Here is a 23,988-nt window from a genome sequence, read left to right as displayed (position 1 = left end):
CGGGCCCACCGCGAGCGGTACAGGCCCGGGTTTCAGTATGTACGGGACAGGTTGACGGCGGATGCCGTGCTGTTGACGATCCGTGCCGATTCCAGGTGACGGGCCCGGTACTCCTGCGGCGTCTCGCCCTGCGTGGTCCGGAAGACCCGGCTGAAGTGCGCCTTGTCCCGGAAGCCCCAGCGGGCGGCGATGACCTGGATCGAGCGGTCGCTCAGCGCCGGGTCGGCGAGGTCGCGGCGGCACCGGGCCAGCCGCTCGTCCCTGATGTACGCGGCAACTGTGGTCTCCTCGTCCTCGAAGAGCCGGTGCAGCGAGCGCACCGAGATGTGGTGCGCGTCGGCGATCGCGCCCGGGTCGAGCGTGGCGTCGCCGAGGTGCTGGCGCACGTACGCGCGTACCTGGGCCTGGAGGGCCCGGCGCCGGACCTCGGTGGGCATCTCGTCCTCGGAGACGAGGTTGCGGCCCAGCAGCGTGGCGACCAGGTCGAGACCGACGGCGCCGAGCCGCTCCGCGTCGGCCGCGTGGTACTGCTCGGGGTTCGCGGTGATCCGGATGAGGAAGTCGGCGACCAGCCCGCCGACGCCCTCGGAGCCGGACATCCGGCCGGCGAACAGGGGAGCGAGCCGGCGGGGCGGCAACGGCAGCGCGTCGTACGGCATCAGGGCCACGATCGAGTGGGCGTACGCGGACCCCGCGGGGTCCGCGTGGTGACTGACCTCGTGCGGGCGGGAGCAGTCGTAGAAGGTGAGGTCGCCGGGGCGGCACCGGGCGCGCTGCCCCTCCTGGTCGGCCTGGCTGGTGCCGCTGAGCGTCAGCGCGAGCAGGTAGTAGTCGGGGTCGGAGCGCTGGATCAGTTTCGAGGTGCGCACGCAGTCCACCGACGGGTAGCGGTAGCGGATGAGCTGCATCCGGCCCAGGTCGACGAACTCGGCCCGGGCGACGAAGTCGTCGGCGTGCGCGGTGCGCACCCGCAGCGGCGTCGGGGTGCTCGCCATCATGTCCAGCCACATGCCGAACCGCTCCCGCGGCGGCAGCGCCTGCGTGTCGAGGACCTGCCGGTGCAGCTTCCCGTCCATAGAACGACTCCCCGTGTTCGTCACGCCCTGCACAAACAGGACGCCCCACGGGGCCGAAAAGCGACACCCGTGGGGCCGTGACGTCCGTCATTGACGGACCGGGGAAACCTCTGTTAGGAGTCCGTTCAGTCGTTCAGCACCTGGGACAGCCGGTCGCGGAAACGGCGCTCGGAATCGGTCACCGCGTCGCCGCCGAGGCCCAGGATGCCGCCCGTGGAGGCCGCGCCCACCACCTGCTCGGCGATGTCCACCAGCCAGTGCCGGTACGCCCCGGCCTGCCCCTCGTCCACCCGCGCGGCGAGCAGCGCGGACGCCTGCCCGGCCCGGGCCAGCACGTCCTCGATCATCGCCTTCGGGTCCTGCGGCGTGATCACCGGCAGCTCCGCGCCGGTCTCCGGGTCGCCCACCCGGTCGACGACCTCACCGGCCACCGCGGCGACCAGCGGGCTGGCCGACTCCCGGCCGGCGGCGATGGTCTCCAGCCCGGCGGCGTTCTCGGCCATGGTGCGACGGGTGCCGTCGGACTCGGCGGCGGCCGCCGCGGTGAGCACCGACTGCGGCAGCCCCACAAGCAGTCCCCACTCCTCGTCGGAGACGCCGAACCGGGTGTACGCCGGCTGCTCGATCACGATCAGGCCCCTTTCGCCGTGGTCGTCGTTGTCGACGGGCGCCCCCGCGGCGCCCGGGTCAGGCTAGTCCAGCTCCAGCAGGCCCTGTTCGGACACCACGCGCACGGACAGCGTCTTGTAGCCCACCTCGTCGAAGAGCACCGTCATCCGGTCCTCCTCGTAGCTGAGCACCAGACCGGCGCCCCACTCCGGGTGGCGTACCTGGCTGTGCACCGGGAACGGCCCGACCGCGCCGTCACCCGCCACACTGGTGCCCGCGTGGCAGTTGTCGCAGTGCCCGCAGACCTCGTGCATCTGCTCACCGAAGTACGCCAGCAGGGCCTGCCCCCGGCAGCCGGTGGTCTCGGCGAAGGCGCGCATCATGTCGGTACGCGACCGGGTCACTGTCTGCTGCCGTTCCGCCTCGGCCAGCGCGGCGCGGCCGGAGTCGGCGGCCGCCGGCGCGTACCGGGGTGCGCCGATGCGCTGCTTGGCCCGTGGCTCGGCGGCGCCGACCTGCTCCAGCAGGGACAGGTACTGCCCCAGCTTGCGCGGACCGAGGCCGGTCAGCTCGCGCAGCTCCTTGCGGTTGCGGGCCTTGCCGCGCAGCACCGCGGCGAGTTCGGTCAGTTCCTTCTCGTCCGGCAGACCGCCGCTGAAGTAACGCTGGAGGCCGACGTCCTCGGCGCGCCACAGCAGCAGCACCCGGGCCGGCGAGCCGTCGCGCCCGGCCCGGCCGATCTCCTGGAAGTAGCTGTCCGGCGAGTCGGGCAGCGCCATGTGCACCACCCAGGCGATGTTCGGCTTGTCGATCCCCATGCCGAACGCCGACGTGGCCACCATGATCGGCACCCGGTCGGCGAGGAACGCCTCGTGCAGCTCGTGCCGGGCCGCGGTGGGCATGCCGCCGTGGTAGAACTCGGCCGGGAAACCGGCGCCGGTGAGCCGCTCGGCCAGCTCCTCGGCCGCCCGCCGGGTCGGCACGTAGATGATTCCGGGCCGCTCGTCGTCGCGCAGCAGCGCGATCAGCCGCCGCCACCGGTAGTCGTCGGTCGGGCAGTGGGCCACCTCCAGGAAGAGGTTGGGCCGGTCCAGCCCGGAGACCACCACCTCCGGCTCGCGCAGCCGCAGCCGGGCGATGATGTCGTCGCGTACCGGCGGGGAGGCGGTCGCGGTGAGCGCCACCACCGGCGGGCGGCCGAGACCGTCGATCAGGTGACCGAGCGCCAGGTAGTCCGGCCGGAAGTCGTGGCCCCACGCGGAGATGCAGTGCGCCTCGTCGATCGCCACCAGCGCCGGCTTCAGCTCGCGGACCTCGGCGAGCCGGTCCGGGTTGCTCAGCGCCTCCGGCGTGATGAACAGGAACTCCGCGCGCCCGGCGCGGATGTCCTCGATCGCCTCGGCCTGCTGGGCGGCGCTCTCGTCCGAGCTGATCCGCACCGCGCGCAGCTCCGGGCGCTGCCGTTCGTTGAGCGCGGCGATCTGGTCCTGCTGCAACGCCAGCAGGGGGGAGATCACCACAGTCGGGCCGGGGATCAGGCTGGCCGGGATCTGGTAGATCGCCGACTTGCCGGCGCCGGTGGGCAGCACCACCAGGGCGTCACGGCGCTTCATCACGGCGCGCATGGCGGCGAGCTGGTTGGGCCGCAGCGCGGTCCAGCCGAACAGGTTCCGCGCCGCCCGGCGCAGGCTGGAGGAGTGCGTGGTCAGTTTCATCAAGCGCCTCAGCTACCCCCGGCGATCCCGCGCGAAACCGGCACCGCCGCTCACCGCCCGGCGCGGATCAGCGGCGGAACATGGCCCGGATCGCGATCAGCAGGAACAGGCCGCCGACCACCAGGCCGAGCAGGCGTACGCCGGGGATGTCGGCGGCGCTGGTGGCGTCGGCGAGCGGCAGAGCGGACATGTGGGAACTCTCCCACGCGAGGTCCGGGGGCGCCAGCGGCTAACAGTAAGGATTGTTGACTATTTAGCTGCGCGGTGTGACCATGTCAGCACCCGCCGGCCCCGGCGGGTCCGTGGGGGAGACGGGGGTACGACAGCACATGAGCGAGCGGACCGAGGGATCGACCGGAGACCTGGCGGCGCTCGCCGCCGCCGTCCTGCAACCGGGGTTCGTCGGCACCACACCGCCGCCGTGGGTGTGCCGCTGGCTCGGCGAGGGCCTCGGCTCGGTGGTCCTGTTCGCCCGCAACGTCGTCGACCACGAGCAGGTCGCCACGCTCACCGCGAACCTGCGCGCCGAGCGGCCCGACGTCATCGTGGCGATCGACGAGGAGGCCGGCGACGTCACCCGGATCGAGTCCGCCCGGGGCAGCTCCCGTCCCGGCAACTACGCGCTCGGCGCTGTCGACGACCCGGCGCTGACCGAGGAGGTCGCCCGCGACCTGGGCGCCGAACTCGCGGCCGTCGGCGTCACGCTGGACTACGCCCCGGACGCCGACGTCAACTCCAACCCGGCCAACCCGGTCATCGGGGTGCGCTCCTTCGGCGCCGACCCGGACCTGGTCGCCCGGCACACCGCCGCCTGGGTACGCGGCCTCCAGGCCGGCGGCGTCGCCGCCTGCGCCAAGCACTTCCCCGGGCACGGCGACACCCGTGTCGACTCGCACCACGACCTGCCCCGCATCGGCGGCGACCGGGCCCGCCTCGACGCGGTCGAGCTGGCCCCGTTCCGCGCCGCCGTGGCCGCCGGGGTGCAGGCGGTGATGACCGGCCACCTGCTGGTGCCGGCGCTGGACCCGGAGCTGCCCGCCACGCTCAGCCCGCGCGTGCTCGGCGGCCTGCTGCGCGAGGAGATGGGCTTCGGCGGCGTGGTGGTCACCGACGCGGTGGAGATGCGCGCGGTGGCCGACCGGTACGGCTTCACCGGCGCCGCCGTGCGCGCGCTCGTGGCCGGCGCGGACGCGATCTGCGTCGGCGGGGAACGGGCCACCGAGGCCGACGCCCGCGAGCTGCGCGACGCGATCGTCGCGGCGGTGATCAGCGGGGAGCTGCCCGAGGAGCGGCTCGCCGAGGCGGCCAAGCGCGTCGGTCAGCTCGCCGCGTGGAGCGTCGCCGCCCGCGCCCGCCGGGCCACCGGCACGCCGCCCGCCGACGGCTCACCGATCGGGCTCGCCGCCGCCCGCCGCGCGGTCCGGGTCACCGGCGACGCCGGGCTGCTGCCGCTGACCGGTCCGGCCCACGTCGTGGAGTTCGCGCCCCCGCGCAACATCGCCATCGGCGAGGAGACGCCGTGGGGCATCGCCGCACCGCTGGCCCACCTGGCGCCCGGCACCACCACCGCCCGCTACGCCGCCGACGCCGTACCGGCCGACCCGGGCGCGGCGCCCGCCGGCCGGCCGCTGGTGCTCGTGGTGCGCGACCTGCACCGGCACGACTGGATGCGGGACGCGGTACGCCGTGCGCTCGTCGCCCGCCCGGACGCGGTGGTGGTCGAGCTGGGCGTGCCCGAGCTGGTCACCGGTGCGGTGCACCTGGCCACCCACGGCGCCACCGCCGCGGCGGCACGGGCCGCCGCCGAGGTGCTGACCGGGGCGCGCTGACTCCCGGTCCGGCCGGGTGGGGAGGTCCCCCGGCCGGACCGGGCCTCACGGCTTGTCTGCCACCAGGTCGGCGTACTCCGGGTGGCGCTCGATGAACGAGGCCACGAACGGGCACTGCGGCACGATCCGGCCGCCCCGGGCGCGGACCTGGTCCAGCGCGCCCCGGACCAGCGCGGCCCCGACGCCCTGACCCTGGAACCGGTCGTCGACCTCGGTGTGCGTGAACACGAGCGTCTCGCCCCGGAGCGTGTACGCGGTGAACCCGGCCAGCGCGTCGTCCACCAGGATCTCGAAGCGGCGCGCGGCGGTGTTCTCCTCGACCAGAAAGCTCACCGGATCATTCTCCCCTCGGGCCCGGCCAGCCGGTCCAGTTCGGCCAGCAGCCGGTCCACCTCGTCGGCGGTGTTGTAGTGGTAGACGCTGGCCCGCACGGCCCCGCCGCTGCCCCGCAGGCCCATGCCCTCGAAGTACTCGTGGGCGTAGTAGTCGCCGTGCGACAGGCACAGGTCCGCCTCGCCCAGCGCCGCAGCCGTCTGCGCCGGGGCCAGGCCGGCCACCCGGAACGACACGGTCGGGCAGCGCCGCGCCGGTGCGCCGTACACGGTCACGAACGGGCGGTCGGCCAGCCCGGCGAGCAGCCGGTCGAAGACCGCCTCCTCGTGCGCCTGCGCGGCTGCCAGACCGGCGCGTACCCGCTCCCGCCGGTCGCCGGTCGCCTCCGGGTCCAGGCCGGCCAGGTGGTCCACCGCGGCCGTCACCCCGGCCAGCAGCGGGAAGCTCGGCGTGCCGTACTCGAACCGGTCCGGCACCGCGTCGGCGGAGGGCACGAGCTTCGCCGGGCGCAGCGCCTCCCAGCGCGCCGGGTCGGCGACCATCGCCGCCAGGTGCGGCCCGGACCACTTGTAGGCGCTGGTCACCAGGAAGTCCGCGCCGAGCGACGCCAGGTCGGTCGGGCCGTGCGGCACCGAGTGCACGCCGTCCACGCACACCAGCGCGCCGGCGGCGTGCGCGGTCTTGGCGATCGCCGCCACGTCCGGCACGGTGCCGATCGCGTTGCTGCCGGCGGTCACCGCGACCAGCCGGGTGCGCTCGGTGACCAGGTCGGCGTACTGACCGGCGGGCAGCTCACCGGTCGCCGGGTCGAACTCGGCCCAGCGCACGGTGGCGCCGGACGACTGCGCGGCCTGCACCCACGGGCGGACGTTCGCGTCGTGGTCCAGGCGGGAGACGACCACCTCGTCGCCCGGACGCCAGCCGGCGCCGAGCGTCCGGGCCAGCGTGTACGTCAGCGCTGTCGCGCTCGGCCCGAGCACCACGCCCGACGGCTGCGCGCCGAGCAGGTCGGCGACCGCGGCCCGCGCCCCGGCGACCAGATCCAGCGCCCGGCGCCCGGGCAGGAAGGCGGTGCTGCGGTTGCCCGTCGCGGCGCGCATCGCCCCGGCCACCGCCTCGACGACGGCGGCGGCGGTCTGGGTGCCCCCGGCACCGTCGAAGTGGACGAATCCCTCGCCCAGGGCAGGGTAGGCGGCCCGGACCCGGGCGACGTCGAAAGCCATTCCGGCACCCTAGCGCGCACCCCGGACGCCCTGCCCGGCGTGGCCGTCCCGCGCTCGCCCGCGAGGCCGCTGTGGCGTTCGCCGCCTATCCTTGGACGGGTGACGATCCGACGCGCCACCTCCGCCCCCGCCCGTCGCGCCGCCGGTCTGCTCGCCGGTCTCGCCCTCGGCGCCGCACTGCTCGCCGGATGCAGCTCCGAAGGCGCCGAGACCGACTGCGGTCTGGACGCCTGCACGATCACCTTCGACCGCGGCGTGGAGGCCAGCGCCCGGATCCTCGGCGTCGAGGCGAAGCTGATCGGCGCCGAAGGCGACCAGGTCACCGTCGAGGTCGCCGGGGAACAGCTCTCGCTCACAGTGGGCCAGCAGGCCACCGAGGTCGCCGGCTTCCAGGTCAGCCTGGACAGCGTCAACGATCAGCAGGTGGTGGTGCGGGTCGCCCGCGACCTCAGCGCCTGATCGGTTTCGGCCGTCCCGGCGGGCGGCGACGTTTGGAAAATCGCCCGCCGGGAGATTGAGGGCTCATGTCTCTCACCCGGAACGCCGGAGCCACCGCCGCCCAGGCTCGAAACAGCCGGTGGCTCGAACTGTTGACCCGTGCCGGCTTCATCGGATACGGAATCGTGCACCTGCTCCTCGCCTGGCTGGCGCTGCAGATCGCCTTCGGGAACTCGGGCGAGGAGGGAAACCAGAACGGCGCGCTGCGCACTCTCGGTGAACAGCCGCTCGGGAAGTTCCTCCTGATCGCGATGGCGGTCGGCCTGTTCGCCATGGCGATCTGGCAGGCCTTCGAGGCGATCTCCGGCCACGTGTCCAGGACGGGCAAGGAACGACTGTTCGAACGGATCGCCTCGGTGGTCCGGGTCGTCGTGTTCGTCTGGCTGGGCTGGACCGCGATCAAGGTCTTCCAGGACGCCAGCTCCAACGCCTCCGACCAGCAGCAGCAGCTCTCCGAGAAGCTGATGGCCTCCGACGGCGGCCGGTGGCTGGTCGGCCTGGCCGGGCTCGCGCTCGCCGCGCTCGGCATCGGCATGGTCGTCTACGGCCTGAAGAAGAAGTTCGAGCGCAACCTCAAGACCGGCGAGATGAGCCCGAAGACCCGCCAGCTCACCCGTCGGCTCGGCATGGCCGGGTACGCCTCCCGGGGCGCCGTGTTCGCCATCGCCGGCCTGCTGATCGTGGTCGCCGCTGTGAACTACGACCCGGAGAAGGCGCGTGGCCTCGACGCCGCGCTGCGGACGCTGCGCGACCAGTCGTACGGGCCGTGGCTGCTGGCGCTCATGGCGCTCGGCATCGCCGCGTTCGGTGTCTACTGCTTCTTCCAGTCCCGGTACCGCAAGGTCTGATCCTGGTCGATACCCGGGCCGCCGGGCACCATTGGGCCTTTGCCCGATTCCCGCCCGGTCGGAGGGAGAGAGAGTTCGTGCAGAGTTATGTCGTGACAGTCGCCGCCGCGCTCGCCGCGGCGGCGATCGCGTTGGTGCTGGCCCAGGTGGTGCACCGCGTCATCCGCCGCCTCGGCCGCCGCTCGCTGCTGATGACCGAGCTGACCGAGCACGCGCACCGCGCGTTCCAGCTCGCCCTCACCGTGGCCGCGGTGCAGTTCGCGGTCCGGTTCACCACCGCGTACGCGGTCGGCAGCCCGTGGCGGCAGTTCGTCCTGCACACGCTGGTGCTCGCGACGATCGCCGCCACCGCATGGCTGGTGGCCTCGCTGCTGGTGGTGGCGGAGGACACCGCGCTGGCCCGGTTCCGGGTCGACGTGCCGAACAACAGGCACGCCCGCCGGGTGCGCACGCAGGTGGTGCTGCTGCGCCGGCTCACCATCGCGGTGATCGTGATCCTCACGGTCGGCGTGATGCTGATGACGTTCCCGGCCGTACGCGGGGTCGGCGCCGGTGTGCTGACCTCCGCCGGTGTGATCGCCGCGGTCGCCGCGCTGGCCGCGCAGAGCCTGCTCGCCAACGTCTTCGCCGGTCTCCAGCTCGCGTTCAGCGACGCGGTACGCCTGGACGACGTGGTGGTGGTCGAGGGGGAGTGGGGCCGGATCGAGGAGCTGACGCTCAGCTACGTGGTGGTGCAGATCTGGGACGACCGCCGGCTGATCCTGCCCACCTCGTACTTCACCAGCCGGCCGTTCCAGAACTGGACCCGGACCGAGGCGGCGGTGCTCGGCACCGCAGAGTTCGAGCTGGACTGGTCGATTCCGGTGCAGGCGATGCGGGAGGAGTTGCGCCGCCTGTGCGAGGGCACGGAGCTGTGGGACGGCCGGGTCTGCGTGCTCCAGGTGACCGACGCGACCGGCGGCATGGTCAAGGTCCGCGCGCTGGTCAGCGCCGCCGACGCGGGCAGCCTGTGGGACCTGCGGTGCCTGGTCCGCGAGCACCTGGTGACCTGGGTACGCGACCAGCGCCCGACCGCCCTGCCCCGGCTGCGCGCCGAGGTCGGCGAGGCCACCGGCCCGCTGCCCTGGCAGGCGGTGCAGCCGCGCCGCCCGGTACGCCGCCCGACCGGCACCGAGGCGCCCGACGACGCGCGTGTCTTCGGCGGCAGCGACGACGGCGAGGCCCGCAGCGAGGTGTTCGTGGGCCGGGAGGAGCACGCCGAGGCACGTCGCTGACCCCGTACCCCCGATCGGAGCCCCCGGCCGCCCACGGCGCCGGGGGTTCGGCGCGTACGAGCGGCTTTCCGGCCGGGCGGGTTTGGCCGGGCCGCTGCGGGGGACGTGGTGCGCACGCCCCGGATCCGGTGCCCGGCACCGGGTTCCGGCGGCGCGCGGCCGGGCGGACCGGCTGCTCCGCGCAGGATTGACGGGCGGCGACTCCGGGCATACAGCGCGGTGATGACGAAAGGAGGACAGCATGGCTGACGTCGCGAGTCGCAGCACGTCGCGGACCGGGAGCGAGCCGTCCACCGCCGAACTGGTACAGCGCGCCACCGAGCAGGTCACCCGCCTGGTGCGGGACGAGCTGGCCCTGGCCCGTGCGGAGCTGACCCAGAAGGGCAAGCACGCCGGGATCGGGATCGGTCTGTTCGGCGGCGGCGGGGTGATGGCGCTCTACGGCGCCGGCGCCCTGGTCGCCACCGTGATCCTGCTGCTGGCGCTTGTCATGCCGGCGTGGCTGGCCGCCCTGATCGTGGCGGTGGCGCTGTTCCTGCTCGCCGGGATCCTGGCGCTGGTGGGCAAGAAGCAGGTCAGCCGTGCCGTCCCGCCGGTGCCCCAGGCGGCGGTCCGCAGCGTTCGGGCGGACGTCGACACGGTCACCGCCGCGGTGAAGGACGGGAGGCGGGCATGACCGGTAACGGGACCGGGGACGTGGCGGCGCTCCGGGAGGAGATCCGCCGGACCCGGGTGGAGCTCGGTGAGACGATGGAGCTGCTCGCGGCCAGGGCCGATCCGAAGGCGCTGGTGCGGCACTCCGCCGAGGCGGCGAAGGCGCGGATGCGGGAGCAGGCGTCGCTGACCGCGGCCCGGGTGCGCGGGCGGGCGGCGGAGCGGGCCCGGCTGGTCCGGGCGCAGGCGTACGAGAAGGGTGAGGCGGTCGGGCGCAACCCGTTGCCGTGGGCGGCCATCGCGGCCGGCGCGCTGGTGACCGCGGTGGTGCTGGTGATCGTCCGAGGGAGGCGCAGGTGAGTGGCAGGGTCGGCAAGGCGGCGTACAAGCCGGTGGGGGTGCTGCTCGGCCTGGCCGCCGGTGCCGTCGCCGGGGCGATCTTCCGTCAGGTCTGGAAGGTGACGGCGGGCGACGGCGAGGCGCCGAGCGCCACCGACGAGGACCGCCGCTGGGGCGAGGTGCTGGCCGCCGCGGCCCTGCAGGGGGCCATCTTCTCGGTGGTGCGGGCCGCCGTCGACAGGGGCGGGGCGGTGGGCGTACGCCGTCTGACCGGTCGCTGGCCGGACTGACGAAAAGGCCGGAAAGGCCCCTTTCCCGAGCGCGGGAAAGGGGCCTTTCGCATGGCTCCGGCGGGCCGCGCAGCGCCGTCCGCACGACCTTCAGGTCACATGTCGGAGAATTTCGTCCGCTAGGCTGTGCGAAGTTTTTGCGTACGTGGTTTGCTGTCTCACGCTGTTGAGAGACGCGTGGGTTGAGAGAAGTCTCCTGCATTGGGGGCCGCCTCAGGCGCCGCTGCTCGAAAACGGCCAATCGGCCGCACGGCGTGCTCGGCCGCCAGTTTTAGAAGGAGATACACATGGCGCAGGGAACCGTGAAGTGGTTCAACGCTGACAAGGGCTTCGGCTTCATCACCGTCGACGGCGGGGGTGCTGACGTGTTCGTCCACTTCTCGGCCATCCAGACCAGCGGCTACCGCACGCTGGAGGAGAACCAGCGGGTGGAGTTCGAGATCGCCCAGGGTCAGAAGGGTCCGCAGGCCGAGCAGGTCCGCCCCATCTGAGCTGACCGCACCGGCCGCGCCGGCCGGTGCCGGAAGCCCCGCATCCCGCACGGGAGGCGGGGCTTCGCCTTACCCGGTGCCTCAGCGGCGTCGCGCCCGCATGCCCCACCAGAGCCCGGCCAGTCCGAACAGGACCAGCACCGGGCCGACCAGCGCCCAGATCCGCTGGTCGCTCATGATGCTGCCCTCGACGTACCCGAGGCCCAGCACCGTCCACAGCGCACCGAGCACCACGGCGAGCAGCCCCAGGGTGAGCCGGAACCAACCCCTCATCGTTCCCCCTCCGACGACGACAGTCCCGCTCCAGCATGCCCGCCGCCGCGGGTGCCCGGCGACGCCGCGCCGGACGGCCGGCTCACCACCGGTCGTGCACCTGCGGGCGGATCAGCTCGTCGTAGGTGGCCCGCACCGCGGCCAGCTCCACTTCGGTCAGTGCCGGCTGCCCGGCCGCCTCGGCGTTGCGCCGCGCCTGCTCGGGGGAGCGGGCGCCGGGGATCACCACAGTGACGCCGGGCTGGTCGAGAACCCACCGCAGCGCGAACTGTGCCATCGTGCGGTCCTCGCCGACCAGCGGCGCGAGCCGGCGTACCGCCTCCAGGCCGCTGTCGTAGTCCACGCCGGAGAACGTCTCGCCCACGTCGAACGACTCGCCGTGCCGGTTGAACGTGCGGTGGTCGTTCGCCGGGAACGTGGTGTTCTCGTCGTACCGGCCGGAGAGCAGGCCGCTCGCCAGCGGCACCCGGGCGATGATCCCGACCCCGGCGGCAGCGGCGGCGGGCAGCACCCGCTCCAGCGGCTTGTGCCGGACCGCGTTGAGGATGATCTGCACGCTCGCCACACCGGGCCGGGCGATGGCGGTGAGCGCCTGGTCGCAGGTCTCCACGCTGACGCCGTACCCGGCCACGCGTCCCTCGGCGACGAGGGTGTCGAGCGCGTCGAAGACCCGGTCGTCGGCGAAGACGGCGGTGGGCGGGCAGTGCAGCTGCACCAGGTCGAGCGTGTCGACGCCGAGGTTGGCCCGGGACCTGTCGGTCCAGGCCCGGAAGTTGTCGAGGGTGTACGCCTCCGGCGTCTGCTCGACCCGGCGGCCCATCTTGGTGGCCACGGTGAGCCCGTGTCCGGGGCGGGAGCGCAGGAACCGGCCGATCAGGGCCTCGCTGCGGCCGTCGCCGTACACGTCGGCGGTGTCCAGGAAGGTGACGCCCGCGTCGACGGCGGCGGCCAGTACGGCGAGCGCCGCGTCCTCGCTGACCTCGCCCCAGTCCGCGCCGAGCTGCCACGCGCCGAGTCCGATGATGCCGACGTGCCGGCCGAGCCGGTCGAAGCTGCGCTGTTCCACCCGGTCGAGCCTAGTGAGCGGCTTGCCGTGGCGCGCGCCGGGCCGTACGGTCTAACAAGACGTACGTACGGTTTGGAGGCTGTCATGTGGGATCCGCGCACCTACCTGCGCTACGGCGACGAGCGCTCCCGGCCGTTCCACGACCTGCTGGCCCGCGTCGGCGACGAGCACCCGCGCGCCGTGGTCGACCTCGGCTGCGGCCCCGGCACCCTCACCGCCACGCTCGCCGCCCGCTGGCCCGGCAGCCGGGTCACCGGCCTGGACTCCTCCCCGGAGATGATCGAGCGCGCGACCGCCGAGGGCGGACCGGTCACGTACGCCGTCGCCGACGTCCGCGACTGGCGGCCGGAGCCCGACGTGGACGTGCTGGTCGGCAACGCCGTGCTCCAGTGGGTGCCGGAACACCGCGACCTGCTCCGCCGCTGGGCGGCCGCGCTGCCGGCCGGCGCCTGGATGGCGTTCCAGGTCCCCGGCAACTTCGACGCGCCGTCGCACCGGCTGCTGCGCTCCGTCGCCGCCCGGGACCGGTGGCGCGACGCGCTCGCCGGGAAGCTGCGCGAGGCCCCCGTCGACGAGCCCGTCGGCTACGCCACGCTGCTGACCGGCGCGGGCTGCGCGGTCGACGCCTGGGAGACTACGTACGTGCATCTGCTGCCCGCCACCGGCGCCGACCACCCGGTGCTGGCCTGGATGGAGGGCACCGCGCTGCGCCCGGTCCGCGCCGCGCTGGACGCCGCCGGCTGGGCCGCCTTCCGCGCCGAGCTGGGGGTACGGCTCGCGCAGGCGTACCCGGTGCGGCAGGGTCAGGTGTACTTCCCGTTCCGCCGGATCTTCATGGTGGCCCGCACCGGCGCCCGCGCAGAGGAGAACTCGTGACCGACCTGCCCACCTTCATCGCCGGACTACCAAAGGTGGAGCTGCACGTGCACCACGTCGGCTCGGCCTCGCCCCGGATCGTCGCCGAGCTGGCCGCCCGGCACGAGGGGCGCAGCCCGGTCCCGGCCGACCCGGAGGCGCTCGCCGACTACTTCGCGTTCCGCGACTTCGCCCACTTCATCGAGGTCTACCTCAGCGTCGTGGACCTGATCCGCGACGCCGACGACGTCTGGCTGCTCACCCACGAGGTCGCCCGGGAACTGGCCCGCCAGCAGGTCCGCTACGCCGAGCTGACCGTCACGCCGTACTCGCACGTCAACCGTGGCATCCCGGCGCCGGCGTTCTGCGAGGCGATCGAGGACGCCCGCAAGCGCGCCGAGGCCGACTTCGGCATCGCGCTGCGCTGGTGCTTCGACATCCCCGGCGAGGCCGGCCTGCCCGCCGCCGAGCAGACGCTGCGGATCGCACTCGACGAACGACCGGACGGGCTGATCAGCTTCGGCCTCGGCGGCCCCGAGATCGGGGTGCCCCGGCCGCAGTTCAAGCCGTGGTTCGACCAGGCGCGGGCGGCCGGGCTGCGTTCGGTGCCGCACGCCGGCGAGACCACCGGCCCGGAGACGATCTGGGACGCGCTGCGCGAACTGGGCGCCGAGCGGATCGGCCACGGCATCTCCGCCGCGCAGGACCCGGCGCTGCTGACCCACCTCGCCGAGCGGCGGATCCCGCTGGAGATCTCGCCGACGTCCAACGTGCGCACCCGCGCCGTGCCCAGCCTGGACGCGCACCCGCTGCCGCTGCTGGTCGAGGCCGGCGTGCCGGTCAGCATCAACTCCGACGACCCGCCGATGTTCGGCACCACGCTCAACGACGAGTACGCGGTGGCCGCCCGGCTGCTGCGGCTCGGCCCGGACGGGGTGGCCGCGCTGGCCCGGGAGGCGGTGGCCGCGGCGTTCCTGACGCCGGCCGAGCAGGCCCGGATCACCGCCGAGATCGACGCGTACCTGGCGAGCGCGGCACGCTGAGCGGCCGTACCGGTGCCGGTCGTCGCGATCCCCGAGGCGGCCGGCGCCGCGCGGTCAGCATCAGCCCGGACAGCGCCAGCGCGGCGAGCGCGGCAGTGGGACCGGGAGCGACGGGCACGGGCCGGACGGGACCGTGCGCGAGCACCGGGTCCTGCCAGACCGCGAGCGTGAGTGCGATGCCCAGGCCGATGACGGCGGCCCAGCGGAGCAGACGACTGACGGCCGGTGGCATGACGGTCACCTCGCGCCCGGGATCGACGGGAGAGCGCGCGCGACGGGAGCGAGGTGTGGGGGGACCGGACTCCCGCCGCGCGCATGATCCGTCGGCCGGAAGGTCTTACGGGGCGTCCCGGCCGACGGAACTGATGGGTTCTGTCAGCGATCCTGGCAGTTCACGCCGGTTTTCCGGCCGTCGTTAAACCACCTTTAAGGAGAACTTGCGCCCGTACACAGTCAGCGGTCAGCGCGGGCGCGGCCAGCGCCGCCCCGGACGCGGCTCGCGTGCCTCCCGGGCCATCCGCCCGACCAGCCCGAACCGGTTCACCGGCCGGGGCGCCGCGTCCGGGTCGGCCAGCAGCATCACCACACTCGCCCCGCCGAGCCGGGCCCGGTCGATGCTCACCGAACCGTTCGCCTGCAACGCGACCCGCTTGGCGATGTCCAGCCCGAGCCCGGTGGAGCCCTTGTCGCTCTCGCCCCGGCGCAACGCCCGGTCCGGGTCGGCGATGCCGGCCCCGGCGTCGTCGATGCGGATCGCCACCCAGCCGTCCCGGCGGCTCACCGCCACCTCGAACGCGGTGCCCTGCGGCGTGTACCGGAACACGTTGCCGATCACCGCGTCCAGCGCGGCGGCCAGCTCGGCGCGGGGCACCGGCGCCGGGATCCGCAACTGCGCACCGACCACCCGGTGCGGCCGGTTCTGGTCACCCGCCAGCGCCGACCAGAAGACCATCCGGTCCCGGACCACCTCGCTCACGTCGCACGACGCCGGCGCCGACTCCTGGGCGACCGCCTTGCGGGTCGTCTTGATGAGCTGGTCGACCTCGCCCTCCAGCGTGACGATCGCCTGCCGGATACGCCGGATGCCGCGCCGCCGGTCCAGCTCCGCCTCGCTGAACGTGCCGATGCTCGTGTCGTCGGACTCCAGCGCCTCGGCGTCCAGCCGCAGCGCGGTCAGCGGCGTACGCAGCCGGTGCGACAGGTCGGCGACCAGTTCGTGCTCGTCGGCGCGCAGCGCCACCAGTCGTTCCGTCATCCGGTTGAACGCGTGCCCGGCCTCGGCCAGCTCACGCGGGCCGGTCGGCTCGACCCGTACCCCCAGCTCGCCGTCACCCACCGCGAGCGCCGCCTTGACCAGGTCGCCGGTGGCGTCCACGGCCCGGGCCGCCACCCGGTCGACCACGGCGACCGCCGCGCCGACCAGCGCCAGGCCGATCGCGAGCAGCAGCAGCCACCGCCCGCCGCCGCCGGAGTCGAGCACCTCGTCGGGGACGAAGACCTCCACCACGGCGACCCGGTCACCCAGCACCACCGGGTCCAGCCGCAGCACCCCGCCGTCCACCTCGGTCACCACCGACCGCCGCTGCGCGGCGGCGTCGGCGAGCACCTGCGGGTTCGCGCGGCCGGCCGACTCGTCAGCGCCGATGCCGTGCACGACCGGCCGCATGGCCGGATCGTCGCCGGCCGCGGCGGCCACCGCCCGTTCGATCGTCGCGGTGTCCGTGCTGACCGCCAGCGCGCCGGTCACCAGCGCGGCCCGGCGGGCGGCGTCGGCCAGTTCCGCCTCCCGGGTGCGGTCGGCGAGGGTGAGCCCGAGCGGGACGAGGAAGGCGAGCGCGATCAGGCCGCACAGCCCCGCGGTGAGCCCGGCGAGGCTGAACCTCAGTCCGGCGCCACCAGCCGGAAGCCGACCCCCCGCACGGTGCGCAGGTAGCGCGGCTTCGCCGCGGACTCGCCCATTTTGCGGCGGAGCCAGTACAGGTGAACGTCGATGGTCTGGTCCTCGCCGACCGATGGCTGCCGCCATACCTCCTCCAAGAGTTCCCGCCGGGACACTACCCGGCCGGGACGCGCGGCGAGATACGCCAGCAGGTCGAATTCCTTGCGGGTCAGGGCCAGCGCCTCCCCGTCCAGCACCGCGCTGCGCTCGCCCACGTCCACCCGCAGGCCGCCGACCGTGTGCACGGCCGGCGCGACGGTACGGCTGGCCCGGCCGGCCCGCCGCAGCACAGTGGTGATCCGGGCGTCCAGGTGCGCCCCGGTGAACGGCTTGACCATGTAGTCGTCCGCCCCGGCGCGCAGGAGCCGTACCACCGACTGCTCGTCGTCGCGGGCGGTGGCGATGATGATCGGCACATCGGTGATGCCGCGCAGCATGCGCAGCGCGTCCGAGCCGTCCAGGTCGGGCAGGCCGAGGTCGAGCACCACCAGGTCCGGCGTCTCCGCGGCGACCCGGCGCAGTGCGTCCAGCGCGGTGCCGACCGCGTGCACCGCGTGCCCGCGGTCGGTCAGCGACCGCAGCATGGCGCCGCGCACGACGTGGTCGTCTTCGACCAGCAGGACGGTTGCCACGTCAGCACCGTACTCGGCGTGGCAAGCCGGTCGCGTTGCGGCGGTCCGGCCAACCGGGCAAGCTGGGACGGCGATGACGTTCACGCTCTTCCCCGACACCCGCCTCACGCTCGCCCGCGACGCGCTGGCCGGCCTGTCGGTGGGCGACGCCCTCGGCTCCCAGTTCTTCGTCCCCGGCCGGCACCCGGACGACCTCGCCGCCGGGCGGCTGCCCGCGCCGCCGTGGGAGTGGACCGACGACACCGAGATGGCGTGCTCGGTGGTGGCCGAGCTGGCCGCCGACGGCCGCATCGACCGGGACCGGCTGGCGCTGGCGTTCGCGCAGCGCTGCGAGCCGTACCGGGGGTACGGGCCGGGCGCGGTGACGGTGCTGCGGCTGATCCGCACCGGCACGCCCTGGCCGGTGGCCGCCGCGTCCGCGTTCGACGGGCAGGGCTCCTGCGGCAACGGCGCCGCCATGCGTGTCGCGCCGCTCGGCGCCTGGCACGCCGATTCCACCCGCCGCGCCGCCGAGCAGGCCCGCGCCTCCGCCGAGGTGACACACGCCCACCCGGAGGGCGTCGCCGGTGCGGTGGCGGTCGCGGTCGCCGCCGCGCTCGCCGCCCGCGCCCGCCTCGACGGCGGCCGCCCCGACCCGGCCCGGCTGCTCACCGCCGTCGCCGGGGCGCTCGACCCGGCCGGTGAGGTGCACCGGGGCGTACGCCGGGCCGCCGCGCTGCTCGGTCACTCCGCCGCCGAGGCGGCCGACGCGCTCGGCAACGGCTCCCGGGTCACCGCGCAGGACACCGTGCCGTTCACGCTGTGGGTCGCCGCCACGCTGCTGCACGACTACCCCGCCGCGATCCGCGCCTGCGTCGAGGCGGGCGGCGACGTGGACACCACAGCCGCGATCGTGGGCGGGATCGTTGCCGCGTACACCGGGGTGGGCGCGCCGGGCGGCGTGCCGGAGGGCTGGCTGACCGCCCGCGAGCCGCTCCCCACCTGGCTCCCCACTCCCGCCTGACCGCCCGCCCTCCCTCGCCGGCCGTGGTGGTCGTGGGTGCGCGCGCCGGTTCGGGGAAGTGGCGGGGTCGGCGGCGGAGGGATGCAGCCACCTCGGCGAGGTGGAGTCGATCATGCGTTCCGGCGCGCACCACCAGCGGGGACGGGCTCGACGGTCGCGGGGACGTCGGCGGCGGGGGCGGGGGCCGGCTCGGGGGAGCCGGAGCGGGGGTCCGTGTCCGGGCGTCCGGTGGCGGCGGGCTCGTCGGGGGAAGGGCTGTCGTCGGGCGGGAGGGTCATGGTGTCGCGCCGGCGGCGGCTGAGCAGCCAGCCGATCGCCGCGCCACCGGCCAGCCCGGCGAGCAGGCCGCCGCCGAGCAGCAGGTCCGCGCTCGGCCCGTCGTCCGCCGCACCGGCCGCCGGTGCCGTGCCGCCCGGTGCGCCGCCCTGCGCCCCACCGGCATCGCCGGGGGCACCCGCGGCGCCGTGACCGCCGTGCGCGCCGCCGTTCGTACCGGCGCCGCCGTCGTGCGTCACGGTGCCCGGCAGCGGCGGCAGCAGGTCGAGCGTCGGCGCGGGGTGCGCGCCACCCGCCGGGTCCGCCCATCGGACCACAGTGCCGTCGTCGTACGTCTGCGTCACGGTGAACGTGAGCCGGTCGGTGGCGGGCATCGGTCCCATGCCCAGCGGCAGCCGGGCCGCCCCGGTGCCGGTGCCGGGCATCCGCAGCCAGCTCACCGAGTGGGTCACCTGGTTCAGTTCGGCCGCGTGCATGCCGGGGACCGGCTGGTCGAGCGTGCGGGTCGTGATGGTCGGCGCCCAGTCCGGCACCGACAGCGGGTACACCTCGCCGATCGGGGCGTCCGCGGGCATGGTCAGCTCGATCCGGGTGGTCCGGGTGCCGGGCTTGTCCGCCGGGACCAGCACCGACAGTTCGATCGCGTCGCCCTGGCGTACCTGGGCGGGCGAGGTCGTGACGGTCACCCCGGCCGCGTTCGCCGCGCCCGGCCAGCCCACCGTCCCGGCGAGTACGGCCGCCAGCAGCGCAGCCGCCCACCGGCCCTGACGGATCATCCTCATGGTCGTCCCCATCCTTCTCGGCTGGGGTCGGCACCGGCTCCGGCCCCACCTGGTAGTTCGGGCGGCGGGGCGAAAAGGTTCAACACGGCACGGAACTCGCCGAGGACGGGCACCGGCGTCGGCGGCGGTCCGGGTCCGGGCGACCGATAGCATCGCAGGGGCCGGTCACCGGCCCACCAGTACCGTCGACGACAGGAGTCACCGTGTCCGCACCCCGTACCCCCGTCGTGGCCGACCCCGTCGTCGTCGCCGCCGGGACCACGGCGGCCGACGCGGTGGCCGCGGCCGGCCTGCCGATGAGCGGGCCGAAGGCGATCGTGGTGGTCCGCGATCCGCAGGGCCAGCTGCGTGACCTGGACTGGCGCCCGGCCGAGGACGTCGCGGTCGAGCCGGTCACGCTGGACAGCCCGGACGGGCTGAACGTGCTGCGCCACTCCACCGCCCACGTGCTGGCCCAGGCCGTGCAGGACGTCTTCCCGGACGCGAAGCTCGGCATCGGCCCGCCGATCGAGAACGGCTTCTACTACGACTTCGGCGTCGACAAGCCGTTCCAGCCGGACGACCTGACCAAGCTCGAGAAGCGCATGCAGGAGATCGTCAAGTCCGGCCAGCGGTTCCGCCGCCGCCGGTTCGCCGACCTGGACGAGGCGCGGTCCGAGCTGGCCGCCGAGCCGTACAAGCTGGAGCTGATCGAGGTCAAGGGGGAGGGGCTGGACTCCTCCGAGGTGATGGAGGTGGGCGGCGGCGAGCTGACCATCTACGACAACCTCGCCGCGAACGAGGACAAGGTCTGCTGGTCGGACCTGTGCCGGGGCCCGCACCTGCCGAACACCCGGCTGATCGGCGCGTTCAAGCTGATGCGCTCGGCCGCCGCGTACTGGCGCGGTTCGGAGAAGAACCCGCAGCTCCAGCGCGTGTACGGCACCGCGTGGCCGACCCGGGACGAGCTCAAGGCGTACCTGAAGCTTCTGGAGGAGGCCGCCCGCCGCGACCACCGCAAGCTCGGCGCGGACCTCGACCTGTTCAGCTTCCCCGACGAGATCGGGTCCGGCCTGCCGGTCTTCCACCCCAAGGGCGGCGTGCTCAAGCGGGTGATGGAGGACTACGTCCGGGCGCGGCACGTCGAGGAGGGCTTCGACTACGTCGGCACGCCGCACATCTCCAAGGAAGGTCTCTTCCACACCTCGGGACACCTGCCCTACTACAAGGACACGATGTTCCCGCCCATGGAGATGGAGGGCAGCGACTACTACCTCAAGGCCATGAACTGCCCGATGCACAACCTGATCTACCGGTCGCGCGGGCGGTCCTACCGGCAGCTGCCGATCCGCCTGTTCGAGTTCGGGACGGTCTACCGGTACGAAAAGTCGGGCGTGATCCACGGCCTGACCCGGGTACGCGGCTTCACCCAGGACGACTCACACTCCTACTGCACCCGCGAGCAGGCGCCGTCCGAGATCAAGCACCTGCTCGGCTTCGTGCTCAGCCTGCTGCGCGACTTCGGCATCGACGACTTCTACCTGGAGCTGTCGACCCGCGACGAGTCGAAGCCGGACAAGTTCGTCGGCTCCGACGAGGACTGGGCGACCGCGACCGCCGTACTGGAGCAGTGCGCGCTGGAGACCGGCCTGGAACTGGTGCCGGACCCGGGCGGCGCGGCGTTCTACGGCCCGAAGATCTCCGTGCAGGCCAAGGACGCGATCGGCCGGACCTGGCAGATGTCGACCATCCAGTACGACTTCAACCAGCCCAAGGGCTTCGGGCTGGAATACCAGGCCGCCGACGGCACCCGGCAGCAGCCGGTGATGATCCACTGCGCCAAGTTCGGGTCGATCGAGCGGTTCATCGGCGTGCTCACCGAGCACTACGCGGGCGCGTTCCCGGCCTGGCTGGCGCCGGTGCAGGTGGTCGGCATCCCGATCCGCGACGAGCACGGCGACTACCTGGTCGACTTCGCCGCGACGCTGCGCCGGCACGGCATCCGGGCCGAGGTCGACCTGGGCGACGACCGGATGCAGAAGAAGATCCGCAACGCGCAGCAGCAGAAGATCCCGTTCATGGTGATCGCCGGTGACGACGACGTGGCCGCCGGCACCGTCTCGTTCCGCTACCGGGACGGCTCGCAGCGCAACGGCGTGCCGGTCGACGAGGCGGTGGCGCACGTCCGCGAGGTGGTGGAGTCGCGTACCAACGCCGGCCCCACCGCCACCGCCGCCGAGTAGACGCTCCGCCGACCGCGCCGCCGGGCGGCGGCGCGGTTCGGCGGCGACCCGGCCCGGATCGTAGGATCGCCTGTGTGACAGGGGCGGAGCGGCACACCGGGTACGGCGGCGACGACGGTCTGGCGGACGGGCTGGACCGGCTCTGGACGCCGCACCGGATGACCTACATCTCCGGCGAGGACCGTCCCGAGGGCGGCTACGAGAAGCCGGCCGGCTGCCCGTTCTGCCTCGCGCCCGGCCTGCCGGCCGAGGAGAGCCTGGTGGTCGCCCGCGGCGAGCACGTCTTCGCTGTGCTCAACCTCTACCCGTACAACCCGGGGCACCTGCTGGTCTGCCCCTACCGGCACGTGGCCGACTACACCGAGCTGGACGAGCCGGAGACGGTCGAGCTGGCCGCGTTCACCAAGGCCGCCATGCGGGTGGTCCGGCACGTCTCCAGCGCGCACGGCTTCAACCTTGGCATGAACCAGGGTGGCGTGGCGGGCGCGGGCATCGCCGCGCACCTGCACCAGCACGTGGTGCCGCGCTGGGGCGGCGACGCCAACTTCATGCCGGTGATCGGCCGGACGAAGGTGCTGCCGCAACTGCTCGCCGACACCCGGGAGCTGCTCGCCAAGGCGTGGGCGGCGGCCTGACGGGGGCCCGCCCCGACAGTACGATCTCGCGCATGGCTCTCCTGCACCGCGCGGAACTGCGCCCCTCGAAACTGGAGCTGCTCGCCGGCTGGCTGCCCGGCCGGCAGTGGTTCGCCGGCGAGGCCGGCGCGCCGGTCACCCGCGTCGCGGCGTACCGGTTCGACGACCCGGCCGGCGAGGTCGGCATCGAGACGCTGCTCGTGCGCGCCGGTGACGGCCCGGTGCTCCAGGTGCCGCTGACCTACCGGGGCGCGCCGCTGGCCGGGGCGGACGAGCACCTGGTGGGCGTCATCGAGCACTCGGTCCTCGGCCGCCGCTGGGCGTACGACGCCTGCGGCGACCCGGTGTACGCGCCGCTGCTGGCCGCCGCCGTGCTCGCCGACGCCGGTCAGGCCGAGGAGTACTTCGAGGTCGACGGGAAGCGCGAGGTGCGCCCGGTGAGCATGACGCTGACCGGCAGCCGTACCGCCCGTCCGGTGCCGACGGGTCCGGTTTCGGCAGGTCCGGGTGACGGCGGCGTGACGGTGGTCCGGGTGGGGGACGTCGAGCTGGCGGTGGTCCGGCGGCCCGTACCGGCCGACGTGCCGGAGGCGGGCGGCCTCGCCGGCGCCTGGCCGGGTCAGGACGAGCCGGTGCTGCTGGCGTACGCGCGCTGACGGCTCGCCGGGCGGCGGCGTTCCTCATCGGAGCCGGATCGAAGGGACGACAGCGGACCGATATGCCTCAGAGGCATATTCATGACTCTGAGGCATATCGCGTTCACCACGACCGTGCACCGCCGGGCGTCACGCGGCGTGACCGCGACCCTGCTCAGGGGTCAGGAATCGGCCCGTGTACGCCGGGAAGGTGACAGGATGCGGCGGTGGCAGTCGACACGCGACAGTTGGGGCGCAGCGGCATCGAGGTGAGCGCCCTCGGCATGGGGTGCTGGGCGATCGGCGGCCCGTGGGCCGAGGGTGCCCGGCCGCTGGGCTGGGGCCGGGTCGACGACGACGAGTCGGTACGCGCCGTCCGCCGCGCGCTCGACCTCGGCGTCACCCTGTTCGACACCGCCGACACGTACGGCGCCGGGCACGGCGAGCGGGTGCTCGGCCGGGCGCTCGCCGGCCGGCGTGACGAGGCGGTGATCGCCACGAAGTTCGGTTACACGTTCGACGAGCGGACCCGGCAGGCCACCGGCGAGAACGCCTCGCCGCACTACCTGCGCCGGGCGGTCACCGGCTCGCTGCGCCGGCTGGGCACCGACCGCATCGACCTCTACCAACTGCACCTGGGCGACCTGCCGCTGCCCCGGGCCGAGGCGCTCATCGGCACGCTCGACGACCTGGTCGACGCCGGCCTGATCCGGGCGTACGGGTGGAGCACCGACCGGGCCGACCGGGCCGCCGCCTTCGCGCAGGTCGCCCGCGGCGCCGCCGCCGTGCAGCACGCGCTGTCGGTGCTCCGGGACGCCCCGGCCATGCTCGACGCCTGCGACAAGCACGACCTGGCCGGCCTCGCCCGGGGGCCGCTCGGGATGGGTCTGCTCACCGGCAAGTACACGCCGGAGTCCACGCTGCCCCGCGACGACGTACGCGGACTCGGGCCGACCTGGCTGGAGTGGTTCCGCAGCGGCCGGCCCGCCCCGGAGTGGCTGCGCCGGGTCGCCGCCGTGCGCGACGCGCTGACCGCCGACGGACGCACCCTGGCCCAGGGGGCGATCGGGTGGATCTGGGCGCGCAGCGACCGGGCCGTGCCGATCCCCGGTGCCCGTACCGTCGCGCAGGTCGAGGAGAACGCGGCCGCGCTGGCCCGGGGCCCGCTCGCCCCGGACCAGTTCGCCGAGGTGGAGCGGCAACTGGCGGCGGTACGCTCGGCCGCGCTCCGGGACGCCGATCGCCCCCACTGGCCGATGCCCCCGGTTCCCGCCGTCCGCCCCTGACCGAGCCTCCCGCGCCACCCGCTCCGCCACCCCGCCCTCGTCGGCGGCGATCTTGCAGTTGTGGCCCGCATGTTGTCGGGAATGCCCCCTTTGCGGGGGCCGCAAGTGCAAGATCGCGGGGGAGGGCGAGGGCGGGCGGGCGCGGGTGGGGAGCCGGTAGAG

Annotated in this window: 26 protein-coding genes; 15 read left to right on the top strand and 11 right to left on the bottom strand. The window is 74.1% G+C overall.

All coding sequences use genetic code 11. The features are described 5' to 3' along the window. Positions 1-32 precede the first annotated feature (32 nt). From IF06_RS0109495 to IF06_RS34725, 4 genes are all read right to left on the bottom strand, one after another. On the bottom strand, positions 33-1,076 hold the full coding sequence (locus IF06_RS0109495) for a helix-turn-helix domain-containing protein (RefSeq protein ID WP_013285405.1): 1,044 nt from the start codon (positions 1,074-1,076) through the stop codon (positions 33-35). A gap of 125 nt (positions 1,077-1,201) precedes the next feature. After that, on the bottom strand, positions 1,202-1,705 hold the full coding sequence (locus IF06_RS0109490; RefSeq protein ID WP_013285406.1) for a hypothetical protein: 504 nt from the start codon (positions 1,703-1,705) through the stop codon (positions 1,202-1,204). Between the two features lie 63 nt (positions 1,706-1,768). Next, a complete protein-coding gene (locus tag IF06_RS0109485; protein ID WP_013285407.1) occupies positions 1,769-3,400 on the bottom strand; it encodes a RecQ family ATP-dependent DNA helicase in 1,632 nt (543 codons plus the stop codon). 67 nt (positions 3,401-3,467) lie between these two features. Further along, complete coding sequence (locus IF06_RS34725) at positions 3,468-3,590, bottom strand: hypothetical protein (protein ID WP_013285408.1); 123 nt, start codon at positions 3,588-3,590, stop codon at positions 3,468-3,470. Between the two features lie 139 nt (positions 3,591-3,729). Between IF06_RS34725 and IF06_RS0109475 the strand changes: the two genes are divergently transcribed. Then, the gene (locus IF06_RS0109475; RefSeq protein WP_030270317.1) at positions 3,730-5,229 is read left to right on the top strand and encodes a glycoside hydrolase family 3 protein; all 1,500 of its coding nucleotides are present in this window, start codon (positions 3,730-3,732) and stop codon (positions 5,227-5,229) included. 45 nt (positions 5,230-5,274) lie between these two features. Here the strand turns inward: IF06_RS0109475 and IF06_RS0109470 are convergent, their stop codons facing one another. Both IF06_RS0109470 and IF06_RS0109465 read right to left on the bottom strand, forming a co-directional pair. Continuing rightward, positions 5,275-5,562, bottom strand: coding sequence for a GNAT family N-acetyltransferase (locus tag IF06_RS0109470; RefSeq protein WP_030270315.1), 288 nt, complete (start codon positions 5,560-5,562; stop codon positions 5,275-5,277). Next, positions 5,559-6,785: a cysteine desulfurase-like protein gene (locus IF06_RS0109465; RefSeq protein WP_030270313.1), complete on the bottom strand. Its 1,227-nt coding sequence runs from the start codon at positions 6,783-6,785 to the stop codon at positions 5,559-5,561. The genes IF06_RS0109470 and IF06_RS0109465 overlap by 4 nt, the downstream gene beginning before the upstream one ends. Positions 6,786-6,884: 99 nt before the next feature. On the opposite strand from IF06_RS0109465, the gene IF06_RS0109460 reads away from it, so the two are divergent. The 7 genes from IF06_RS0109460 (at position 6,885) to IF06_RS0109430 (ending at position 11,179) form a co-directional block, all read left to right on the top strand. After that, the gene (locus IF06_RS0109460) at positions 6,885-7,244 is read left to right on the top strand and encodes a hypothetical protein (protein WP_013285411.1); all 360 of its coding nucleotides are present in this window, start codon (positions 6,885-6,887) and stop codon (positions 7,242-7,244) included. 65 nt (positions 7,245-7,309) lie between these two features. Beyond that, positions 7,310-8,131 (top strand): DUF1206 domain-containing protein, encoded by an 822-nt coding sequence (locus IF06_RS0109455; RefSeq protein WP_013285412.1) that lies wholly within the window; start codon positions 7,310-7,312, stop codon positions 8,129-8,131. A gap of 77 nt (positions 8,132-8,208) precedes the next feature. Continuing rightward, on the top strand, positions 8,209-9,405 hold the full coding sequence (locus IF06_RS0109450; RefSeq protein ID WP_013474842.1) for a mechanosensitive ion channel family protein: 1,197 nt from the start codon (positions 8,209-8,211) through the stop codon (positions 9,403-9,405). Between the two features lie 241 nt (positions 9,406-9,646). Next, on the top strand, positions 9,647-10,081 hold the full coding sequence (locus IF06_RS0109445; RefSeq protein ID WP_013285414.1) for a phage holin family protein: 435 nt from the start codon (positions 9,647-9,649) through the stop codon (positions 10,079-10,081). Continuing rightward, the gene (locus IF06_RS0109440) at positions 10,078-10,419 is read left to right on the top strand and encodes a DUF3618 domain-containing protein (protein WP_013285415.1); all 342 of its coding nucleotides are present in this window, start codon (positions 10,078-10,080) and stop codon (positions 10,417-10,419) included. Before IF06_RS0109445 ends, IF06_RS0109440 begins: the two co-directional genes overlap by 4 nt. Further along, the gene (locus IF06_RS0109435; protein WP_013285416.1) at positions 10,416-10,688 is read left to right on the top strand and encodes a DUF4235 domain-containing protein; all 273 of its coding nucleotides are present in this window, start codon (positions 10,416-10,418) and stop codon (positions 10,686-10,688) included. The genes IF06_RS0109440 and IF06_RS0109435 overlap by 4 nt, the downstream gene beginning before the upstream one ends. A gap of 287 nt (positions 10,689-10,975) precedes the next feature. Next, the gene (locus IF06_RS0109430) at positions 10,976-11,179 is read left to right on the top strand and encodes a cold-shock protein (RefSeq protein ID WP_007075740.1); all 204 of its coding nucleotides are present in this window, start codon (positions 10,976-10,978) and stop codon (positions 11,177-11,179) included. 81 nt (positions 11,180-11,260) lie between these two features. Here IF06_RS0109430 and IF06_RS0109425 read toward each other — a convergent pair whose 3' ends face one another. Both IF06_RS0109425 and IF06_RS0109420 read right to left on the bottom strand, forming a co-directional pair. After that, positions 11,261-11,452, bottom strand: coding sequence for a hypothetical protein (locus IF06_RS0109425; RefSeq protein ID WP_013285417.1), 192 nt, complete (start codon positions 11,450-11,452; stop codon positions 11,261-11,263). Positions 11,453-11,534: 82 nt separating this feature from the next. Beyond that, entirely contained in the window at positions 11,535-12,518 is a 984-nt protein-coding gene (locus tag IF06_RS0109420) for an aldo/keto reductase (protein ID WP_013285418.1), read from the bottom strand. A gap of 84 nt (positions 12,519-12,602) precedes the next feature. On the opposite strand from IF06_RS0109420, the gene IF06_RS0109415 reads away from it, so the two are divergent. Further along, on the top strand, positions 12,603-13,394 hold the full coding sequence (locus IF06_RS0109415; protein WP_013285419.1) for a trans-aconitate 2-methyltransferase: 792 nt from the start codon (positions 12,603-12,605) through the stop codon (positions 13,392-13,394). Continuing rightward, positions 13,391-14,416 carry an adenosine deaminase gene (locus IF06_RS0109410; RefSeq protein WP_013285420.1) on the top strand — a complete coding sequence of 342 codons (1,026 nt, stop codon included), beginning with the start codon at positions 13,391-13,393 and terminating at the stop codon, positions 14,414-14,416. The genes IF06_RS0109415 and IF06_RS0109410 overlap by 4 nt, the downstream gene beginning before the upstream one ends. Positions 14,417-14,876: 460 nt before the next feature. On the opposite strand, the gene IF06_RS0109405 is transcribed toward IF06_RS0109410, so the two are convergent. Then, positions 14,877-16,268 (bottom strand): HAMP domain-containing sensor histidine kinase, encoded by a 1,392-nt coding sequence (locus IF06_RS0109405; RefSeq protein WP_030270308.1) that lies wholly within the window; start codon positions 16,266-16,268, stop codon positions 14,877-14,879. Between the two features lie 29 nt (positions 16,269-16,297). Next, positions 16,298-16,987: a response regulator transcription factor gene (locus tag IF06_RS0109400; RefSeq protein ID WP_013285422.1), complete on the bottom strand. Its 690-nt coding sequence runs from the start codon at positions 16,985-16,987 to the stop codon at positions 16,298-16,300. Positions 16,988-17,060: 73 nt separating this feature from the next. Between IF06_RS0109400 and IF06_RS0109395 the strand changes: the two genes are divergently transcribed. Beyond that, entirely contained in the window at positions 17,061-17,990 is a 930-nt protein-coding gene (locus tag IF06_RS0109395; protein WP_013285423.1) for an ADP-ribosylglycohydrolase family protein, read from the top strand. A gap of 110 nt (positions 17,991-18,100) precedes the next feature. On the opposite strand, the gene IF06_RS34720 is transcribed toward IF06_RS0109395, so the two are convergent. Then, on the bottom strand, positions 18,101-19,048 hold the full coding sequence (locus tag IF06_RS34720; protein ID WP_013285424.1) for a DUF1775 domain-containing protein: 948 nt from the start codon (positions 19,046-19,048) through the stop codon (positions 18,101-18,103). Positions 19,049-19,251: 203 nt separating this feature from the next. Between IF06_RS34720 and thrS the strand changes: the two genes are divergently transcribed. From thrS to IF06_RS0109370, 4 genes are all read left to right on the top strand, one after another. Further along, positions 19,252-21,270, top strand: coding sequence for a threonine--tRNA ligase (gene thrS / locus IF06_RS0109385; protein WP_030270305.1), 2,019 nt, complete (start codon positions 19,252-19,254; stop codon positions 21,268-21,270). Positions 21,271-21,344: 74 nt separating this feature from the next. After that, a complete protein-coding gene (locus tag IF06_RS0109380; RefSeq protein WP_013285426.1) occupies positions 21,345-21,905 on the top strand; it encodes an HIT family protein in 561 nt (186 codons plus the stop codon). Positions 21,906-21,937: 32 nt separating this feature from the next. Then, positions 21,938-22,561 carry a CG0192-related protein gene (locus tag IF06_RS0109375; protein ID WP_030270303.1) on the top strand — a complete coding sequence of 208 codons (624 nt, stop codon included), beginning with the start codon at positions 21,938-21,940 and terminating at the stop codon, positions 22,559-22,561. A gap of 263 nt (positions 22,562-22,824) precedes the next feature. Beyond that, positions 22,825-23,826, top strand: a complete 1,002-nt coding sequence (locus tag IF06_RS0109370) for an aldo/keto reductase (protein ID WP_052166144.1) — start codon at positions 22,825-22,827, stop codon at positions 23,824-23,826. The last annotated feature ends 162 nt before the right edge of the window (positions 23,827-23,988 follow it).

The sequence above is a fragment of the Micromonospora globosa genome (genome assembly GCF_000717585.1).
Taxonomy (GTDB): Bacteria; Actinomycetota; Actinomycetes; order Mycobacteriales; family Micromonosporaceae; genus Micromonospora; species Micromonospora aurantiaca.
This window is presented reverse-complemented; position numbering and strand designations above follow the sequence as displayed.

What these genes read in the sequence shown, in the direction of transcription:
- IF06_RS0109395 (WP_013285423.1), top strand. Translation starts at nt 17,061, where the DNA reads ATGACGTTCACGCTCTTCCCCGACACCCGCCTCACGCTCGCCCGCGAC.
- IF06_RS34725 (WP_013285408.1), bottom strand. Translation starts at nt 3,590, where the DNA reads ATGTCCGCTCTGCCGCTCGCCGACGCCACCAGCGCCGCCGACATCCCC.
- IF06_RS34720 (WP_013285424.1), bottom strand. Translation starts at nt 19,048, where the DNA reads ATGAGGATGATCCGTCAGGGCCGGTGGGCGGCTGCGCTGCTGGCGGCC.
- IF06_RS0109465 (WP_030270313.1), bottom strand. Translation starts at nt 6,785, where the DNA reads ATGGCTTTCGACGTCGCCCGGGTCCGGGCCGCCTACCCTGCCCTGGGC.
- IF06_RS0109430 (WP_007075740.1), top strand. Translation starts at nt 10,976, where the DNA reads ATGGCGCAGGGAACCGTGAAGTGGTTCAACGCTGACAAGGGCTTCGGC.
- IF06_RS0109375 (WP_030270303.1), top strand. Translation starts at nt 21,938, where the DNA reads ATGGCTCTCCTGCACCGCGCGGAACTGCGCCCCTCGAAACTGGAGCTG.
- IF06_RS0109445 (WP_013285414.1), top strand. Translation starts at nt 9,647, where the DNA reads ATGGCTGACGTCGCGAGTCGCAGCACGTCGCGGACCGGGAGCGAGCCG.
- IF06_RS0109495 (WP_013285405.1), bottom strand. Translation starts at nt 1,076, where the DNA reads ATGGACGGGAAGCTGCACCGGCAGGTCCTCGACACGCAGGCGCTGCCG.
- IF06_RS0109485 (WP_013285407.1), bottom strand. Translation starts at nt 3,400, where the DNA reads ATGAAACTGACCACGCACTCCTCCAGCCTGCGCCGGGCGGCGCGGAAC.
- IF06_RS0109475 (WP_030270317.1), top strand. Translation starts at nt 3,730, where the DNA reads ATGAGCGAGCGGACCGAGGGATCGACCGGAGACCTGGCGGCGCTCGCC.
- IF06_RS0109370 (WP_052166144.1), top strand. Translation starts at nt 22,825, where the DNA reads ATGGGGTGCTGGGCGATCGGCGGCCCGTGGGCCGAGGGTGCCCGGCCG.
- IF06_RS0109440 (WP_013285415.1), top strand. Translation starts at nt 10,078, where the DNA reads ATGACCGGTAACGGGACCGGGGACGTGGCGGCGCTCCGGGAGGAGATC.
- IF06_RS0109415 (WP_013285419.1), top strand. Translation starts at nt 12,603, where the DNA reads ATGTGGGATCCGCGCACCTACCTGCGCTACGGCGACGAGCGCTCCCGG.
- IF06_RS0109425 (WP_013285417.1), bottom strand. Translation starts at nt 11,452, where the DNA reads ATGAGGGGTTGGTTCCGGCTCACCCTGGGGCTGCTCGCCGTGGTGCTC.
- IF06_RS0109455 (WP_013285412.1), top strand. Translation starts at nt 7,310, where the DNA reads ATGTCTCTCACCCGGAACGCCGGAGCCACCGCCGCCCAGGCTCGAAAC.